This window comes from Kurthia sp. ISK08, assembly GCF_046159805.1.
In the GTDB taxonomy this organism is placed as follows: domain Bacteria; phylum Bacillota; class Bacilli; order Bacillales_A; family Planococcaceae; genus Kurthia; species Kurthia gibsonii.
The window spans coordinates 687,844-705,465 of the sequence record NZ_JBJXHL010000001.1; the positions used below are offsets into that span (position 1 = coordinate 687,844).

At 38.7% G+C, this 17,622-nt stretch carries 20 protein-coding genes; 1 reads left to right on the top strand and 19 read right to left on the bottom strand.

Annotated features, from left to right (window positions below):
• Window positions 1-103 precede the first annotated feature (103 nt).
• Entirely contained in the window at window positions 104-493 is a 390-nt protein-coding gene (locus ACKVQX_RS03220) for a single-stranded DNA-binding protein (protein WP_082701481.1), read from the bottom strand.
• 191 nt (window positions 494-684) lie between these two features.
• Between ACKVQX_RS03220 and ACKVQX_RS03225 the strand changes: the two genes are divergently transcribed.
• Window positions 685-1,116 carry a YwpF family protein gene (locus tag ACKVQX_RS03225; protein ID WP_325921864.1) on the top strand — a complete coding sequence of 144 codons (432 nt, stop codon included), beginning with the start codon at window positions 685-687 and terminating at the stop codon, window positions 1,114-1,116.
• A gap of 439 nt (window positions 1,117-1,555) precedes the next feature.
• Here the strand turns inward: ACKVQX_RS03225 and fabZ are convergent, their stop codons facing one another.
• The 18 genes from fabZ to upp form a co-directional block, all read right to left on the bottom strand.
• The gene (gene fabZ, locus ACKVQX_RS03230; RefSeq protein ID WP_068455831.1) at window positions 1,556-1,990 is read right to left on the bottom strand and encodes a 3-hydroxyacyl-ACP dehydratase FabZ; all 435 of its coding nucleotides are present in this window, start codon (window positions 1,988-1,990) and stop codon (window positions 1,556-1,558) included.
• A 10-nt stretch (window positions 1,991-2,000) separates the two neighbouring features.
• Window positions 2,001-2,285: a DNA-directed RNA polymerase subunit beta gene (locus ACKVQX_RS03235; RefSeq protein ID WP_068455834.1), complete on the bottom strand. Its 285-nt coding sequence runs from the start codon at window positions 2,283-2,285 to the stop codon at window positions 2,001-2,003.
• A gap of 24 nt (window positions 2,286-2,309) precedes the next feature.
• The gene (locus tag ACKVQX_RS03240) at window positions 2,310-3,140 is read right to left on the bottom strand and encodes a flagellar hook-basal body protein (RefSeq protein WP_068455837.1); all 831 of its coding nucleotides are present in this window, start codon (window positions 3,138-3,140) and stop codon (window positions 2,310-2,312) included.
• 12 nt (window positions 3,141-3,152) lie between these two features.
• Window positions 3,153-3,992, bottom strand: a complete 840-nt coding sequence (locus ACKVQX_RS03245; protein WP_068457562.1) for a flagellar hook-basal body protein — start codon at window positions 3,990-3,992, stop codon at window positions 3,153-3,155.
• 51 nt (window positions 3,993-4,043) lie between these two features.
• Window positions 4,044-5,036 carry a rod shape-determining protein gene (locus ACKVQX_RS03250; RefSeq protein WP_068455840.1) on the bottom strand — a complete coding sequence of 331 codons (993 nt, stop codon included), beginning with the start codon at window positions 5,034-5,036 and terminating at the stop codon, window positions 4,044-4,046.
• A gap of 183 nt (window positions 5,037-5,219) precedes the next feature.
• A complete protein-coding gene (gene murA / locus ACKVQX_RS03255; protein ID WP_068455841.1) occupies window positions 5,220-6,521 on the bottom strand; it encodes a UDP-N-acetylglucosamine 1-carboxyvinyltransferase in 1,302 nt (433 codons plus the stop codon).
• A gap of 395 nt (window positions 6,522-6,916) precedes the next feature.
• A complete protein-coding gene (locus tag ACKVQX_RS03260; RefSeq protein WP_082701482.1) occupies window positions 6,917-7,159 on the bottom strand; it encodes a DUF1146 family protein in 243 nt (80 codons plus the stop codon).
• Window positions 7,160-7,471: 312 nt separating this feature from the next.
• The gene (locus tag ACKVQX_RS03265; RefSeq protein ID WP_087682510.1) at window positions 7,472-7,879 is read right to left on the bottom strand and encodes a F0F1 ATP synthase subunit epsilon; all 408 of its coding nucleotides are present in this window, start codon (window positions 7,877-7,879) and stop codon (window positions 7,472-7,474) included.
• A 24-nt stretch (window positions 7,880-7,903) separates the two neighbouring features.
• A complete protein-coding gene (atpD, locus tag ACKVQX_RS03270; RefSeq protein ID WP_068455847.1) occupies window positions 7,904-9,328 on the bottom strand; it encodes a F0F1 ATP synthase subunit beta in 1,425 nt (474 codons plus the stop codon).
• A 49-nt stretch (window positions 9,329-9,377) separates the two neighbouring features.
• Window positions 9,378-10,235, bottom strand: coding sequence for an ATP synthase F1 subunit gamma (gene atpG / locus ACKVQX_RS03275; protein ID WP_087682509.1), 858 nt, complete (start codon window positions 10,233-10,235; stop codon window positions 9,378-9,380).
• 48 nt (window positions 10,236-10,283) lie between these two features.
• Entirely contained in the window at window positions 10,284-11,807 is a 1,524-nt protein-coding gene (gene atpA, locus ACKVQX_RS03280; RefSeq protein WP_087682508.1) for a F0F1 ATP synthase subunit alpha, read from the bottom strand.
• 34 nt (window positions 11,808-11,841) lie between these two features.
• Window positions 11,842-12,378, bottom strand: a complete 537-nt coding sequence (locus tag ACKVQX_RS03285) for a F0F1 ATP synthase subunit delta (RefSeq protein ID WP_068455859.1) — start codon at window positions 12,376-12,378, stop codon at window positions 11,842-11,844.
• A complete protein-coding gene (atpF, locus tag ACKVQX_RS03290) occupies window positions 12,375-12,896 on the bottom strand; it encodes a F0F1 ATP synthase subunit B (protein ID WP_068455861.1) in 522 nt (173 codons plus the stop codon). Before atpF ends, ACKVQX_RS03285 begins: the two co-directional genes overlap by 4 nt.
• Window positions 12,897-13,066: 170 nt before the next feature.
• Window positions 13,067-13,285: a F0F1 ATP synthase subunit C gene (gene atpE, locus ACKVQX_RS03295; protein WP_068455864.1), complete on the bottom strand. Its 219-nt coding sequence runs from the start codon at window positions 13,283-13,285 to the stop codon at window positions 13,067-13,069.
• A gap of 85 nt (window positions 13,286-13,370) precedes the next feature.
• Entirely contained in the window at window positions 13,371-14,084 is a 714-nt protein-coding gene (gene atpB / locus ACKVQX_RS03300; protein WP_068455867.1) for a F0F1 ATP synthase subunit A, read from the bottom strand.
• A 38-nt stretch (window positions 14,085-14,122) separates the two neighbouring features.
• The gene (locus tag ACKVQX_RS03305) at window positions 14,123-14,491 is read right to left on the bottom strand and encodes an ATP synthase subunit I (RefSeq protein WP_068455870.1); all 369 of its coding nucleotides are present in this window, start codon (window positions 14,489-14,491) and stop codon (window positions 14,123-14,125) included.
• 516 nt (window positions 14,492-15,007) lie between these two features.
• Window positions 15,008-16,120 (bottom strand): non-hydrolyzing UDP-N-acetylglucosamine 2-epimerase, encoded by a 1,113-nt coding sequence (gene wecB, locus ACKVQX_RS03310; RefSeq protein ID WP_087682504.1) that lies wholly within the window; start codon window positions 16,118-16,120, stop codon window positions 15,008-15,010.
• 28 nt (window positions 16,121-16,148) lie between these two features.
• Window positions 16,149-16,778: a uracil phosphoribosyltransferase gene (upp, locus tag ACKVQX_RS03315; protein WP_068455876.1), complete on the bottom strand. Its 630-nt coding sequence runs from the start codon at window positions 16,776-16,778 to the stop codon at window positions 16,149-16,151.
• Between the last annotated feature and the right edge of the window lie 844 nt (window positions 16,779-17,622).

Consider the following 17,622-nt stretch of genomic DNA (forward strand, 5'->3'; position numbering starts at 1 on the left):
GGAATCGCATGAAGATGTGGTTCCTTCTTTTCTTATGTATAAATGGAAAGAAAGAGCCCCCCAGCTCTCTCTTTCGCCTACATACTCCCTCATAGAGCCCTCACTATTGCATTGGTTGTTGCGCTGTAAAAGCAGCTGGTAATTGAAAATCCTCTACTTTTACAGTTGGTTCTGGATTTTTCAATTGTAAAAATCGCACTTCTAAAGCTAGCACATCTGTAATATAAATTCTCTTTCCTTCATCATTCGTGTAGTTACGCGACTGCAATCGTCCGATTACCCCGACTTGTGATCCTTTGCCACAATATTTCACCATGTGTTCAGCTAACTTCCCCCATGCTGTACAAAGAATAAAATCGACGTCGTTCTCTCCTTGCTGATTTTTAAAATTCCGATTGACCGCAAGTGTAAAACGCCCGACACTTTTACCGTCTGCTACTGTCCTTACTTCTGGTGCTTTCGTTAATCTCCCAACAATTGAAACGTTATTCAATGTTTCACCCCCCTTCTATTACCGCTATACTAAAGGATGCCGAGATTTTACGCAAAACGGCGTTTTCGTATTTCCTATATGGTTCAACATAATATTTTCAAAAAATAGACACGAATCGAGCAATTATTACATGCAAGTTATGAATACGGCATGTTTTCATATGTTATACTTATAACATTAAAAAAAGGTAGGTGGTTCATCTGAAAACATTCAAAATGCTGTCAATTGAACGCTTTAAAGAAGACACATTTATTTCCTATCCACTCATTGATGGTATTATCATCAACCAAGAAAATAGCCATCATACTTGGATTCTCGAGATGTACGTTGATCACAAATATGCAGAAGATTTTCTACCACTTATAGATACAGATGAAGTGATTGAGGTACGTGCGGTTATTTCATATCCTGATAATGAACCTGCAGGATTTCGTGTACTCGTTCAAGGTATTAAGTACTTTGAAAATGAAGTATCCATCCTCATGAAAGGAACACTCAAAACACATCGTCGCCAATATGCCGAGCAACTACTCGATAAATTAGTCGAAGAAGGTTTAACAGGTGACGAACTGTTAGCACGATTCCGTTCCGACATGATGACACGTCCACGCCTTCAACCTTAATATAGTAAGAACACTCCTACTCTAAATGAGATAGGGGTGTTTTTTTATAAAATGGACTACTAATTTTATGAAAGGGAATTTCGACTGTCGAATGGGACTTTTTCATACGCGAAAGGGAATTTCGACTTTTGAAAGGGACTTTTTCACACACGAAAGGGAATCTCGACTGTCGAATGGGACTTTTTCACACGCGAAAGGGAATCTCGACTGTCGAATGGGACTTTTTCACACGCGAAAGAGAATCTCGACTGTCGAATGGGACTTTTTCACACGCGAAAGGGAATCTCGACTTTTGAATGGGACTTTTTCACACGCGAAAGGGATTCTCGACTTTTGAAAGGGACTTTTTCACACACGAAAGGGAATTTCGACAATCGAAAGTGGAATACTCTCACGCACAAAAAAAGAACCGCATCTCAGCGGTTCTTACATACATCATTTATTCAGCTTTTGGTCCAATTGCAAATAGGATGTCTGCTTCACATACTAACTCATCGCCAACAGTCACTCGACCATGACCTTTACCCATTGTGCCACGTAACTTCACAAATTCTACTTCCATTGTTAGTACGTCTCCTGGGATTACTTGGCGTTTAAAGCGTGCGTTATCGACACCTGTTAAGAATACGATACGACCTTTAAAATCATCTGAACTTAATAGTGCTACGCCACCTACTTGTGCCATTGCTTCAATGATTAATACACCTGGCATAACGGAATAGCCAGGGAAATGCCCTTGGAAGAATTCTTCATTCACTGTTACGTTTTTGAAGCCTTTCGCGCGCTTTCCTACTTCTAATTCTGTAATGCGATCCACTAATAAAAATGGATAACGGTGTGGTAAAATTTCTTGAATTTGATTCGCTGTTAACATATAAATCCTCCTATTTCTCTGTACCATCCATAATATCGAATACATGCGTCCATGTCGATGGTTTAAATACATCTAACATATCACCATCGCCAATTACGCCATAACCAATCATTAACCCAACGAAGGTTGCGATGAATAGGAGTACGATGATTACTAATAAGCGTAATAGCATAAATTTAATAGATTTTTTCGCGTAACTTTTACTCGAAAGTTCCTCTACTATCTCTTGTTGCTCTTTACGCGCCTGTCTTGATACCGTAGGCGTTACCTTCTTTTCAGCTCGTCTATCTTCCATCGATTGTTCTCCTTCTAGTGTTTATTAACGCATACCATTAATAAGACCTAACATTTGGTCAGCCATTGTAATAGTACGTGCATTCATTTGATAAGAACGCTGTGTATTAATTAACTCAGACATTTCTTTAGATAAGTCTACATTAGAAGATTCCAATGCGCCACCTTCAACTGAAATTTGCGCACGATCATTACCAACAATCAAGTTTGCAATATCACCTTCATTTGGATATTGCGCTGCGATATCATCTGAATAACGTAAGTATTTATCTTCATCTTGTTTTAACAAGTTGGGTTTACTTACTTGTGCAATCCCAAGCTCTACATTTTCTCGACTACCATCTGCAAATGTTACGTTCATTGTACCATCTGGTGTTACAGTAATGTCTGATACATCTTTATCGAATCGAATTGAACGTCCATTTGAATCTGCTACGTCATAACCATCCGAATTCACTAAACTCGTACTGCCATTCGCATTCGGCGATAAGTAAAAATTCCCTTGACGCGATAATACAAGTCGATCAGAAGAAGGGGATAAAAAAGTGAAATATTGATTCTCTTTCGTTAGAGCAAAGTCTAATTTACGATTCGTCTGTGTAACATTTCCGACTTTCGTATTTAATTTTGTTTGCGCAATTTGAGCACCTACACCGATTCGAATACCAGCTGGTGATTGACGTGGTGCGCGGTCTCCTGTGTCATTATTAAATTGTTGATACAACATTTCACCAAATGTCGCATTACGTGCTTTATAACCTACCGTATTGCTATTCGCAATATTACTTGATACAGTATCGAGTTTTTGTTGTAGTTGCGACATTGTATTTGTTGCTGTTAGCATTGTGCGTAACATTTAAAAATCCTCCTATACCTTACCGATTTCATTTACTGCTTTATCCATACTACGGTCATAAGCTTGCAAAACTTTTTGATTCGCTTCAAAGACACGGTACGCTTCCATCATCGTTGTCATCGTCTGTGCTGAGTCGACATTTGAACTCTCTGTAAATCCTTGCTGCATCGTAAATGTAACACCATTTGCATTATATGCATTCGGTAAATCTTGATTGTTTGCAGTAAAGTATAAACCGTTCTCTTGTTTTTCAAGTGCATCTGGTTGATTAGAATATGCAACACCTAAACGCCCTACTTGCTGTCCATCTACAGTAATCTCACCAGTTGACTTCAACGTAAATTCGTTATTTTGTAACGCAATACGGTTGTTGTTTTCATCAAGTACATATTCACCGCGTGCAGTTGTTAAAAAGCCCTGCCCATCAATTGTAAAGTTACCGTTACGTGTATAAGCTTGACGATTATCGGCTGTTTGCACTTTAAAGAATACTGCTCCTTGTTTACCCGTCTGTGGATTCACTGGTAAATCTCCATCTAATAGTGCCACATCCGTATTACTCTCTGTTTCCACAATCGAACCCTGCAAAAAGTTCGGCAATGTTTCTTGCATATAAACGCCTGTTCCTAAATCACCGATTTGCTGCATATTACTAGGATTAAAGCCGTTCTGAAGCGAGGCTGCCCCCGTTTTTTGAATACTAGACATCAGCATATTTGGAAATGATCGAATCGTCGATTGGTCCGCTTTATATCCTGGTGTATTCGCATTGGCAATGTTATTTGAAAGCATCTCTGTACGACGTTGCTGCGCAATCATACCTGTAGCTGCTGTATAAAATCCTCTAAACACAAGCATTCATCCCTTCTTAAAAAATTCACTAATCTATTTATCGGCTAAAAGTTACTTTTTTGAAATGTTATTTAGGTTATCTAAAATCATACCTGTTCCAAGAACGACACAATCCATTGGGTTTTCAGCTACATATACTGGCACCAATAATTCTTCTGTTAAACGACGGTCTAAACCACTAATTAATGCGCCCCCACCCGTCAGCATAATTCCACGATCAATAATATCCGCTGAAAGCTCTGGTGGTGTTTTTTCAAGCACATTCTTTGCAGCTTTAATAATCATCTCAATAGAATCTGAGATTGCTTCTAACAGCTCCTCAGAAGTAAAAGAAATCACTTTTGGTAAACCTGTCACCATATCGCGTCCTCGAATGTCCATTGTATCATTTTTATCTGCTAATATCATGGACCCAATTGACATTTTTAAGGACTCTGCTGTACGTTCTCCTACTAATAATTTATACTTCTTTTTTATGTAAGCCGCAATATCTTGATCAAATTGATCACCTGCTACACGTAGTGACTGTGCTGTGACAACTTCACCCATGGATAGAACTGCTACATCCGTCGTACCGCCACCGATGTCGATGACCATATTACCTGAAGGTTGGAAGATATCCATGCCTGCTCCAATCGCAGCTACTTTTGGTTCTTCTTCTAAATAGACTTCACCACCACCTGCACGAACTACCGCATCACGAATCGCTTTTTGCTCTACTGGTGTAATATTGGAAGGACAACACACAAGCACACGTGGCTTCGACATAAATCCTCTTAATTTTAATTTTTGAATGAAGTATTTTAACATGGCTTCCGTAATATCGAAATCATGAATGACACCGTCTTTTAATGGTCGAATCGCAACAATATTTTCTGGAGTACGTCCAATCATTTGACGCGCTTCTTCCCCAACAGCTAGTACCTTTTTCGTATTTCGATCAATCGCTACAACAGAAGGTTCGTTTAAAATAACCCCTTTTCCTTTTAAATATATGAGGACGTTCGCCGTACCTAAATCAATGCCTACGTCTTTTGAAAACATCATGAGTGCCCCTCTCAGTTTATCTTATTTTTTCCTATTATTAGGTACTATTTTATCATAGCTGTCTATTAATTACATTAAGGCTCTTATAAATTAATTAAGGCGATCTTTTTATTTAAATATAAAAAGTCCATTTTTCACAGACAATTCATGTCTAGAAAAATGGACTTCTTCGTTTTGAAATTAATTTACTTGGAATTCTCTTTCGACAACTTCTTCTGTGTTTGATACACGCTCGATGTCAGCACCAAGAGAAGCTAGTTTTTTGTGGAAATCAACATAACCACGATCTAAGTGTTTTAATTCAGAAACACGTGTAATACCGTCTGCTACAAGACCTGCTAAAATAAGTGCTGCTGCTGCACGTAAATCTGTTGCTGCTACTTCTGCACCTTGTAAAGATGAAGGACCTTCGATAATTACTGAACGACCATCAATTTTTGCTGTCGCATTCATACGACGGAATTCTTCAACGTGCATAAAGCGATTTTCGAATACAGTCTCCGTAATGACACTCGTACCTTGTGTCACTAACATTAACGCCATCATTTGCGATTGCATATCTGTTGGGAAGCCAGGGTGAGGAATCGTTTTCACATCTACTGCTTTCAATGGCTGTGTAGCGCGTACACGAAGTCCTGAAGCCTCTTCAGTGATTTCTACGCCCATTTCAACCATTTTCGAAATCAACGCTGTCATATGCTCTGCTTCGGCGTTTTCAATGACAACATCGCCACCAGTAATCGCTGCAGCTACCATAAATGTACCTGCTTCAATACGGTCTGGAATAATATGATGTGTTGTTCCTGTTAGTCGTTCCACACCTTCGATACGAATTTTATCTGTACCTGCACCGACAACACGGCCACCCATTTCGTTAATAAAGTTTGCTAAGTCTACGATTTCAGGTTCTTTTGCTGCATTTTCGATAATTGTTGTACCTTCTGCAAGTGCTGCAGCAGTTAAAATATTTTCTGTTGCGCCCACACTTGGGAAATCTAAATAGATTGTTGCACCTTTTAAACGACCTTCTGTTCTTGCTTCAACATAACCATGTCCATTTGAGATTGTTGCACCCATTAATTCAAAACCTTTTAGATGTTGGTCAATTGGACGTGAACCGATTGCACATCCACCTGGCATTGCAACTCGTGCATAACCGTTACGTGCTAATAATGGCCCCATAACAAGAATTGAGGCGCGCATTTTACGAACGTATTCAAACTGCGCTTCTGATGAAAGTGTTTTAGAAGCATCAATTTCAACTGTATTTGTTTCAGGTGAAAAAGATACGTCAACATTTAAACTTTTTAATACTTCATCAATTGTATATACATCTGCTAAGTTCGGAACGTTTTTAATTGTATTCTTTCCTTCTGATGCTAAAAGCGTAGCGGCTAATACAGGTAAAACGGCATTTTTGGCACCCTCTACACGTACATTTCCTTTTAATACACGACCGCCTTTGACGATAATTTTATCCATTAATCTGTCCCTCCGAACTCATATTCTGTCATCTCAGTATTTATTTTATCTATTATTCGTTCATAAAATTCTAAATGTATGATGTCATTTATTAGTAACAAAACAAGTACAATATTACCTTTTTTCCAGATGTATTTCAAGCACCCTTTAAACTATTTTCAAAATGTATTTTGTATTACTATAGATACTGAGAAGACGCTAGAACACAGACTTTCATCTCTTTATAGGTAAATGAACCACTGTAAGAACAGTACCCTCGAAATCAGGACATAAAACGCAAAACATCTATGTATTACCTGACTATTTCCCAGGCAATTATTTCTCTCTCTCATTTCAATAGCAATATAATATTGGATGCTTTATGTGCAAACCCTTTAAAATTACGCCTTTAACAATTAAAACAAATATTGTAATTGACGCGACCAGTTTAAAAACTGTAAAAAGAAATTCGACACAGCTGTTCCTAGTGCAATACTCACTAAGATCAATAGAAGTTGGATTTGAAATACTCTCCCTTTTTTGAAGATCTGCTCATACATCAAACTCTGCAATGAGTAAAATGCGATACCAATAAAAAAGATATGCGAGATCAATCCTAAAAGTGCACTCGTTCCAATTGTTGCATTAATCGAATCCAAATTCCATTTCCCCTTTCAGTAAAAATACACATAGGTTTATTATCTCAATAAATGAAGCATATTGCTACAAAAAAATGAAGTATAGGTTAAAAATCGTCCCATTTACCAGTCAAATTTTTATCATATTTCCAAAAGAAAAGCGATTGAATACATTTTTTATGCAACCCACTCTCTATTAAAACATACAGATGATTTATTTAAAAGGAAAATAAAGGTTTTTCATGATTTGAAATGGGTATTTTTTATGTATAAACAAAAAAACTGTCTTAACAAGCCAACAAGAGTTGGTCATTAAGACAGTCTTTCATTAAATTAGATGTTACCCTCTTTAACGTTGATACGATTCATTGCGCGTTTTAGCGCTGCTTCAGCACGCTTGAAATCTGTGTTTTTGTCTTGTTTTGCTGCTAAGTGCTTTTCTGCACGTTGAAGTGCTTCTTTCGCACGAGCAAGATCAATTGAATCAGCTGGTTCAGCAGAAGGAGATAAAATCGAAACTTTATCGCCACGGATTTCAACGAAACCGCCGCTTACTGCTACTAAATCAGTTGTTTTATCTTTTTTCAGACGAACAACCCCAACTTCAAGTGGCGCAACAGTTGGAATGTGACCTGGTAAGATCCCCATTTCCCCGCCTGTTGTACGCACACTTACCATTGAGACTTCAGAATCGTATACTGGGCCGTCGGGAGTGACAATGTTGACTACAGTGGTCTTCATATTTTTTCCTCCTCGTCCCTAATATTAAAGTGTTACGCCTAAACTTTTTGCTTTAGCAATAACATCATCGATGCCGCCCACTAAGTGGAATGCTTCTTCAGGGAATTTATCGTATTTACCTTCAAGGATTTCAGAGAAACCTTTGATTGTATCTTTTACGTGTACGAATGATCCTGGTTGACCAGTGAACTGTTCCGCAACGTGGAAGTTTTGAGATAAGAAGAACTGAATACGACGAGCGCGGTTTACAGTTAATTTATCTTCATCAGATAATTCATCCATACCTAAGATAGCGATGATATCTTGTAATTCGTTGTTACGTTGTAAAGTTGATTGTACACGACGAGCGATATCGTAGTGCTCTTGTCCAACGATTTCAGGTGCTAATGCACGAGAAGTTGAAGCAAGTGGATCAACCGCTGGGTAGATACCCATCTCAGATAATTTACGTTCAAGGTTAGTTGTTGAGTCTAAGTGAGCGAATGTTGTAGCTGGAGCCGGGTCAGTATAGTCATCGGCTGGTACATATACCGCTTGGATAGAAGTAACAGAACCTTTTTTAGTAGAAGTGATACGTTCTTGTAATTTACCCATTTCAGTAGCAAGAGTTGGTTGGTAACCTACAGCAGAAGGCATACGACCTAATAATGCAGAAACCTCAGAACCTGCTTGAGTGAAACGGAAGATGTTATCGATGAATAATAGAACGTCTTGTCCCATTTCATCACGGAAGTATTCTGCCATTGTAAGACCAGAAAGTGCTACACGCATACGTGCGCCTGGTGGCTCGTTCATTTGACCGAATACCATCGCAGTTTTAGTGATAACGCCTGCGTCAGTCATTTCGTAGTAAAGGTCATTACCTTCACGAGTACGCTCACCAACACCAGCGAATACTGAGATACCGCCGTGGCCTTTTGCGATGTTGTTGATTAATTCTTGGATTAATACCGTTTTACCTACACCGGCACCACCGAATAAACCAACTTTACCACCTTTGATGTAAGGTGCTAATAAGTCTACTACTTTAATTCCTGTTTCAAGAACTTCAACTGAAGTTGAAAGCTCATCGAATGTTGGAGCTTCACGGTGAATTGGATCACGACGATCAGAAGCTGGAATTTCTGGTTTACCGATTTCTAAGTCGATTGGTTCACCAAGTACGTTGAATACACGACCTAAAGTGTTTTCACCGACTGGTACTGAGATTGCCATACCTTTGTCAGTTACTACTGCTCCACGTTGTAAGCCATCAGTAGATGACATAGCGATTGTACGAACAGTATTGTCGCCTAAATGAAGTGCAACTTCAAGTGTAAGAACTTGAGGCTCTTGATTAGGCTTTTTAATTTCTACAGTTAAAGCGTTATAAATTTCAGGTAATGCGTTGTTTTCGAACTTAACGTCGACAACAGCACCCATTACTTGAAGAACGTGTCCTGTGTTCATATACTTTTTCCCTCCTATCAAACTATTACAGTTTGAGATGAAGCTTAGCCTATTCTAAGGCTGCAGCTCCACCTACGATTTCTGTAATTTCCTGTGTAATAGCCGCTTGACGTGCACGGTTATACAAGACTGTTAAGTCATCAATTAATTCTTTAGCGTTATCTGTAGCGTTTTTCATTGCTGTCATACGTGCAGCATGTTCACTAGCTTTAGCATCTAGTAACGCACCATATACTAAACTTTCTGCGTATTGTGGAAGCAATACTTCTAGAATTTCGTCACCTGATGGTTCGAATTCATAAGATGCAGTAGAAGTAGCTGGCGCGATATCAGTGATTGGAAGTAACTTTTTCTCAACTAATTCGCTAGAAATAGCACTTACAAAATGGCTATAACACATGTAGATTTCATCATATGTGCCATCTGTGAACATACCAACAGCTTTACGAGCAATCGCTTTAATATCTGCAAATGCAGGTTGATCTGGAAGACCAATTTCTGCGTCCACAACTGTGTAGCCTGTTTTCTTAAAGAAATCAGCTACTGTACGACCTATTGCAAAGATGACTACGTCTTCTTTCTTTTGGCCACGTTTTTCCATACCGTTTAATGCAGTACGGATTACATTCGTGTTGTAAGCACCTGCTAAACCACGGTCAGAAGCGATAATTAAATATGCGCTTTTCTTAACTGGGCGTTCAATTAGCATCGGGTGAGAAGCACTCGATGTTCCTTGAGCGATTGCAGCTACTACTTCTTGAATTTTAGCCATATAAGGTACGTACTTTTTCGCATTTCGCTCTGCACGTGACATCTTAGAAGATGATACTAAGTGCATCGCTGATGTGATTTTACTTGTAGATTTTGTAGAGTTAATACGTTGTTTTACCTCACGTAATGTTGCCACTGGTATTTCACCACCTTACCGTTTTTTTAAAAGTTCGTTTTCACTAAATTAAGCTTCTTCTGAGATTGCGAAAGTTTTCTTGAATGCTTCAATAGTTGATTTCATATCTTCATCAGCTGGAAGGCCTTTAGTTTCACGAATTGTACCTAAAACGTTTTTGTGGTTTGCATCGTTAGCATCTAACCATAAGTTAAATTCGTTTTCGAAACGAACGATGTCATGTACAGGGATATCATCTAAGAAACCTTTTGTTAAAGCGTAGATGATTGCAACTTGACGCTCAACTTTTAATGGTTTGTTTAGATCTTGTTTTAGAACTTCTACTGTACGTTTACCACGCTCAAGTTTAGCAGTTGTAGCTGCATCTAAGTCTGAACCGAATTGAGCGAATGACTCAAGTTCACGGAATGTAGCTAAGTCAAGACGTAGCGTACCGGCAACTTTTTTCATTGCTTTAATTTGTGCAGAACCACCAACACGAGATACTGATAAACCTGGGTTGATCGCAGGACGTACACCAGAGTTGAATAAGTTAGCTTGTAAGAAGATTTGTCCATCCGTAATTGAGATTACGTTTGTTGGGATGTACGCACCGATATCACCAGCTTGAGTTTCAACGAATGGTAATGCAGTGATTGAACCACCACCGTATCTTTCGTTAAGACGAGCTGCACGTTCTAATAAACGACTGTGTAGGTAGAATACATCACCAGGGTAAGCTTCACGACCTGGAGGACGACGTAATAATAATGAAAGCTCACGGTAAGCTGCTGCTTGCTTAGAAAGATCATCATATACGATTAATACGTCTTTACCTTGTAGCATTAATTCTTCAGCCATTGATACACCAGCATAAGGAGCTAGGTATAACATTGGAGATGGAGAAGATGCTGACGCAGTAAGTACGATAGTGTAATCTAATGCACCGTGTGCGCGTAGAGTTTCTACAACGTTACGTACAGTAGATTCTTTTTGACCAATTGCAACGTAGATACAAATCATATCTTGGTCTGCTTGGTTTAAAATTGTATCGATTGCGATTGAAGTTTTACCAACTTGACGGTCACCGATGATTAACTCACGTTGACCACGACCGATTGGAACAAGTGCGTCAATCGCTTTGATTCCTGTTTGTAAAGGTTGGTCTACTGATTTACGAGCCATTACACCGAAAGCTGGGCTTTCGATTGGACGAGTTTTAGTAGTGTTGATTGGACCTAATCCATCAACTGGTAAACCTAATGTATTTACTACACGACCAATTAGTTCTTCACCAACTGGTACTTCCATAATACGACCTGTACGACGAACTTCGTCGCCTTCTGTAATGCCTTGTGTTGGACCTAAAATAACGATACCTACATTATTTTCTTCTAGGTTTTGAGCCAACCCAAGAACACCATTAGAGAATTCTAATAATTCCCCAGACATGGCATTGTCAAGACCATGAGCACGAGCGATACCATCACCGACACTGATGACTGTACCAACTTCGCTAACTTGCATCTCAGATTGGAAATTTTCCATCTGCTGTTTAATAAGAACACTGATTTCTTCAGCTTTGATGCCCACGTTTGTCACCTCTACCTCTCACAATAATTTTGGATTAACCTAGTAATGCACGACGTAAACCGTTCACTTTGCTTACGATTGTATTATCGTAAATTCGGTTTCCAATGATTAATTTGATTCCACCAATTAATGATGAATCAATTTCGTTTGTAATATTTAATGAATCTTTACCAACTTGCTTAGCAAAAGTTGTTGAGATTCGTTCAAGTTGATCTTCAGTAAGCGCTTCTGTAGAATACACAATTGCATCTTCTACACCTGACTCATCATTCGCAATGCGGATAAACGAATCAATCACACTTACAGTTTCGTCGATTCGGTTATTAACTAAGATAACTTTTAGTGCATCGACAATAATTGGTTGTACAGATGAAAAAATTGAATCAATTAGTTCAAATTTTTTCTCTGTTGTTAGGTTAGGAGCTACTAAAAGATTGAATAAATCCTTAGACTCTGTAAAAACGATTCTTACTTCACGTAAGTCAGCTACTGTTTCAGCAACTACGTTTTTTTCCTTTGCCAATTCATATAAGGCTTTAGCATAGCGATTCGCTGCAATGGATTGACTCATCGAGCTTCCCCTGCCTTCGCAATCGTTTCTTCGATAAGCGTACGATTATCTTCTGTAGAAACTTCTTTGTTAAGAACTTTAGTTGCTGCCAGTACAGATAGTGAAACCACTTCTTCACGAACAGCTGCGATAGCTTTTTCTTTTTCGCTCTCAATATCACGTTTCGCTGATTCTTGTAAACGAACTGCTTCAGCTTTAGCTGATGAAACAATTTCTTCTTTTTGAAGAATTGCTTGTTGTTTAGCGTTCTCCACAATCGCTTGCGCTTCTGTACGAGCTTCTTTAAGAAGGCTACGTTGTTCTTCTAATAATTCATGTGCTTCTTTACGACTTTTTTCAGCTGATTCGATTTCGTATGCAACTAATTCTTCACGTTGTTGCATAATTCCCATAAGTGGACCCCATGCGAATTTTTTAAGAAGAAGCATTAATACTACGAATACTACTAACGTTGCTAAAATTGTACCGTATTGGTTTTGGCCCGCTGCGGAACCTAGCACTAAATAATCTAATAACACGATTGTTTCACTCCCTTCAAGAGCTTAGAGTCAATTGAAATTTTTTTTATAATTGAATCTTGTTTAAGATTTGTAGTCTAAAGGAATTTATATCAGTAATGAAACCGATATAAATGAAAGGCGAAGTGACTCAACTAATTAAGACTTCGCCAAGAAACATTGAAGACAAATTATTTGTTCATTACGATGAACGCGATAACTACTGCGATGATTGGTAATGCCTCTACTAAAGCGACACCGATGAACATTGTTGTTTGTAATACTCCACGTAATTCTGGTTGACGAGCGATCCCTTCAACTGTACGACCTACGATAAGACCGTTACCAATACCTGCACCTAGTGCACCTAGACCAACTGCGATTGCTGCTGCGATTAAACCTAAACCCATTGTAAATTTTCCTCCTTGGAAATATGATATTTTTTTGTTGTTTAGCTAATCCCTAATGAATACGAATTAACTGGTTTATAATTAATTAATGGTCTTTGCTCACTTTGTGAGACATGTAAACCATTGTTAACATAACGAAGATGAATGATTGGATTGCTCCAATAAATACTGAGAATGCTTGCCATGCCATCATTGGAATGAAAGCTGCTAAGAAACCAGCACCTGACCACGCTGTAGCCAGACCTGCCAATAATCCTAATAATACCTCCCCGGCAAAAATGTTACCGTAAAGTCGTAGACCAAGAGTTAATGTATTTGCAAGTTCTTCAATAATCTTAATTGGTAGTAAGAAACTCATTGGAGACACGAATGTCTTCAAGTATCCTTTCATACCTTGTGCTTTTACACCATAGTAGTTTGTTAAGACAAGAATCATAACAGCTAATGTTAGTGTAACAACCGGATCTGCTGTTGGTGATTTCCACCATAAGTAACCATCTACAGAAATTGAGAATGGTAGACCTAGCATGTTCGCTACAAAGATAAACATGATTAATGTAATACCTAAGATGTGGAATTGACCACCTGTCTTCCAGTCCATGTTGTTTGAGATGATGCCTTTCACGAAGTCCATAACCCACTCCATGAAGTTTTGCATACCAGTTGGCTTTAACTGAAGTTTTCGTGTTGATACAACCGCAATAATGAATACAATCACTGCTGTGATTAATAACATCATGACGTCTGCTGTATTGAAGCCTAAACCAGCTATTTCAAAATAAGGATTTTTATGTTCCACTTGTTCGTTCACCTCTCTTTCACATGCGCTTTGCTTATTTAGTTTTTCAACTGAACTATGATCCTATCTACAAAAAGTAGAATGTACGGAATCATTAATCCAACGACAGTACTAGCTACGTTAAAATACTCAGACCAAGTTATTGCAACTGCTGCTGCAAGTAAAGCTGATCCGTAGCGAATAAGGGTACCTAAGGACTTAACCTTTTGTCCCTGACGTGTCTTACGATCAAAGCTTTCCATTCTTCGGACCAGGTTCCAAAAATTAAATAGACCACAAAGGGCACCTAATGCGAGACCTGCGAATAACGCGTGGTACGATGTAAAGCCCCAGCCGATTGCACAAACGATTAGCAAAATAATAAAACCTATTACCTGCTTTTTAAAAATCCGATGCATTTCTACCATTTGGTCTTTAGTCTCCTGAATCTTTTTTTCGAATGATGGATATAAAGCTGACCACCGGATGGAACGTAGCTAATTGTGGAACATATTAAGGGTAACCGTTACCAAAGTAAGCATTGCTTAACTTAATCGGAAACTTATTATGTATTATTAGCTAACATTTAATGAAGTACCATCGCTCCATATAAGAACCTTTACACGTCCGAAAACGTTAAAAGAGTCAAAAGCTAGGGATTTGCCTTATACGTCAATAACCAAACTCCATAAAAAAAAGAGGTACGGCTTGATATTCAGACATAGAAACCCTTATCATTCTTACCCTTTGTTAGCATACAATAGTGAATATTTCATGTCAATTGGTTCTGCATAAAAACTTCACAACCTGTACACTTTTGTCAAATAGTCGACAAATTTAAGAAAAAACTTGGAAATGTTCTTTATTTCTCGATTTAACTTTAAAAACAAAGACTACTCGACTAAGAATATTCGTATTCTAGCTGTTCGAGTAGTTTTTGTTTTTTATTTTTCTAGAAAAGAGATTAATGCCTCTACAATACGCTCTGATGCATGCCCGTCACCATACGGATTCGATGCTTGCGCCATTTGATTGTATAATGCACTATCCGTCAATAATTCTTTTGTTAAATCATAAATGGTCTCTTCTTCCACTCCAGCAAGCTTGAGTGTTCCTGCTTCAATTCCTTCTGGTCGCTCCGTCGTATCTCGTAGCACGAGAACTGGTTTACCCAGTGACGGTGCTTCTTCTTGAATCCCACCTGAATCCGTTAGAATCATATATGAGTGCGATGCGAAATTATGGAAGTCAAATACTTCAAGCGGTTCAATTAGATGAACGCGTTCATGCGATCCTAAAATTGCACGCGCTGTGTCACGAACCGCAGGATTTAAGTGCATCGGATAAACCACTTGCACGTCTTCATGTTCATCTAAAATGCGATGAATCGCGCGGAACATATTTTCCATCGGTTCACCCAAGTTTTCACGTCGGTGTGCAGTTAATAGAACCATTCGATTGTCACCAATTGCTTCAAGTACAGGATGTGTATAGTCATCTGCAACAGTTGTCGCTAATGCATCAATCGCTGTATTTCCTGTCACAATAATTGAGTTCGGCTCTTTATTTTCTTTTAGAAGATTTTCTTTTGCTTGTTCAGTTGGTGCAAAATGAATGTCCGCTAACACACCTGTTAGTTGACGATTCATCTCTTCTGGATATGGTGAATATTTATTCCATGTACGAAGTCCAGCTTCTACATGACCAATCGCTACTTGATTGTAAAAAGCAGCTAAACTCGCCACAAATGTAGTCGCTGTATCTCCATGCACAAGCACAACATCAGGTTTTGCCTCTTTCATAATTTGATCGAGACCCTCTAGTCCACGTGTCGCAACATCAAGAAGTGTTTGGCGTTCTTTCATAATATTCAAATCATAGTCTGGAACAATCTTAAAAGTTTCTAATACTTGATCAAGCATTTCGCGGTGTTGCGCCGTTACCGTCACAACTGTATCAATCTGCTCTGTATTTTGCTGCAACGCTTTTACAAGAGGCGCCATCTTAATGGCTTCCGGCCTTGTACCAAACACAGTCATTACTTTCCACTTTTTCATGTTTTTTGCACCATCCCTGTACAACGTATTATTTTGTACCAAATAAACGGTCGCCTGCATCACCTAGTCCAGGTACGATATAGCCATGGTCATTTAGTTTTTCATCTAATGCCGCAATGTAAATATCGATTTCTGGGTGTGCTTCTTGAATTGCTTTTACGCCTTCTGGAGCCGCAATTAAGCACATGAAGCGAATATTTTTCGCGCCGCGTTTTTTCAGTGAGTTCATTGCTTCAATTGCAGAACCACCTGTAGCTAACATTGGATCAACGATGATGAATTCACGTTCTTCAATATCAGCTGGGAATTTTGCGTAGTATTCTACCGGTTGTAAAGTTTCTGGATCGCGGTATAAACCAATGTGTGCTACTTTTGCAGCTGGAATTAGTTTTAACATACCATCTACCATGCCTAAACCAGCACGTAGGATTGGCACGATTGCCATCTTCTTACCTGATAATACTTTTGTTTTTGTTTTTGTAACAGGTGTTTGAATTTCGATTTCTTCTGTTTGTAAATCACGTGTGATTTCGAATGCCATTAATGTAGCTACTTCGTCAACTAGTTCACGAAACTCCTTTGTTCCTGTATTGATATCACGGATGTATGATAATTTGTGTTGAATTAATGGATGGTCGAATACATATACTTTTCCCATTTTTAGTTCTCTCCCTACTTTTGTTTATCTTGACTATTATAACAGAAATAAAACGGCATACAAATGTCAATATTTTCATTTCTCATTTTGACACATTTTAAGTTTTCATGTGACGGATTAGAGCGAAATAAGATTTCTGAAAATTCATCTATATAATAGAAGAAACTCCAATAAAAAAGTGAATTTTAGTCAAAAAAGCGTGACTTCCTACATGATTCTATTCCCCATTCTATTTGCTTTTATTTAATAGGAGTGAATCTAAAGCGAAAATTTATATCTTTTAGAAGCTTACTATTGAATAACGAAGATTTTTTAAAAGGGACTGGTTCGCGTGCCAAAGAGAATTATTCTTCCGAAAGGGACTATTCTGCGCACCAAAGGGAATTCGACTCTTCGAAAGGGACTATTCTGCGCACCAAAGGGAATCTTCTCATCTGAAAGGGACTATTCTGCGCACCAAAGGGAATCTTCTCATCTGAAAGGGACTATTCTACGCGCGAAAGGGAATTTGACTCTTTGAAAGGGACTATTCTACGCGCGAAAGGGAATTCGACTCTTTGAAAGGGACTAAATCTCGCGCCAAAGGGAATCTCGCTCTTTGAAAGGGACTAAATCTCGCGCCAAAGGGAATCTCGCTCTTTGAAAGGGACTAAATCTCGCGCCAAAGGGAATCTCGCTCTCCGAAAGGGACTATTCTGCGCACCAAAGGGAATCTATTCTTCCGAAAGGGACTTTTTTGCATGCGAAAGGGAATTCGACTCTTTGAAAGGGACTATTCTACGTGCCAAAGGGAATTCGACTCTTTGAAAGGGACTATTCTACGCACCAATGGGAATTCGACTCT

Bases quoted from the DNA above. Each gene is read 5' to 3' on its own strand.
- fabZ (WP_068455831.1), bottom strand. From the start codon at position 1,990: ATGTTAACAGCGAATCAAATTCAAGAAATTTTACCACACCGTTATCCA.
- ACKVQX_RS03235 (WP_068455834.1), bottom strand. From the start codon at position 2,285: ATGGAAGATAGACGAGCTGAAAAGAAGGTAACGCCTACGGTATCAAGA.
- ACKVQX_RS03240 (WP_068455837.1), bottom strand. From the start codon at position 3,140: ATGTTACGCACAATGCTAACAGCAACAAATACAATGTCGCAACTACAA.
- ACKVQX_RS03250 (WP_068455840.1), bottom strand. From the start codon at position 5,036: ATGTTTTCAAAAGACGTAGGCATTGATTTAGGTACGGCGAACGTCCTC.
- murA (WP_068455841.1), bottom strand. From the start codon at position 6,521: ATGGATAAAATTATCGTCAAAGGCGGTCGTGTATTAAAAGGAAATGTA.
- ACKVQX_RS03265 (WP_087682510.1), bottom strand. From the start codon at position 7,879: ATGAAGACCACTGTAGTCAACATTGTCACTCCCGACGGCCCAGTATAC.
- atpD (WP_068455847.1), bottom strand. From the start codon at position 9,328: ATGAACACAGGACACGTTCTTCAAGTAATGGGTGCTGTTGTCGACGTT.
- ACKVQX_RS03285 (WP_068455859.1), bottom strand. From the start codon at position 12,378: ATGAGTCAATCCATTGCAGCGAATCGCTATGCTAAAGCCTTATATGAA.
- atpE (WP_068455864.1), bottom strand. From the start codon at position 13,285: ATGGGTTTAGGTTTAATCGCAGCAGCAATCGCAGTTGGTCTAGGTGCA.
- ACKVQX_RS03305 (WP_068455870.1), bottom strand. From the start codon at position 14,491: ATGGTAGAAATGCATCGGATTTTTAAAAAGCAGGTAATAGGTTTTATT.
- wecB (WP_087682504.1), bottom strand. From the start codon at position 16,120: ATGAAAAAGTGGAAAGTAATGACTGTGTTTGGTACAAGGCCGGAAGCC.
- upp (WP_068455876.1), bottom strand. From the start codon at position 16,778: ATGGGAAAAGTATATGTATTCGACCATCCATTAATTCAACACAAATTA.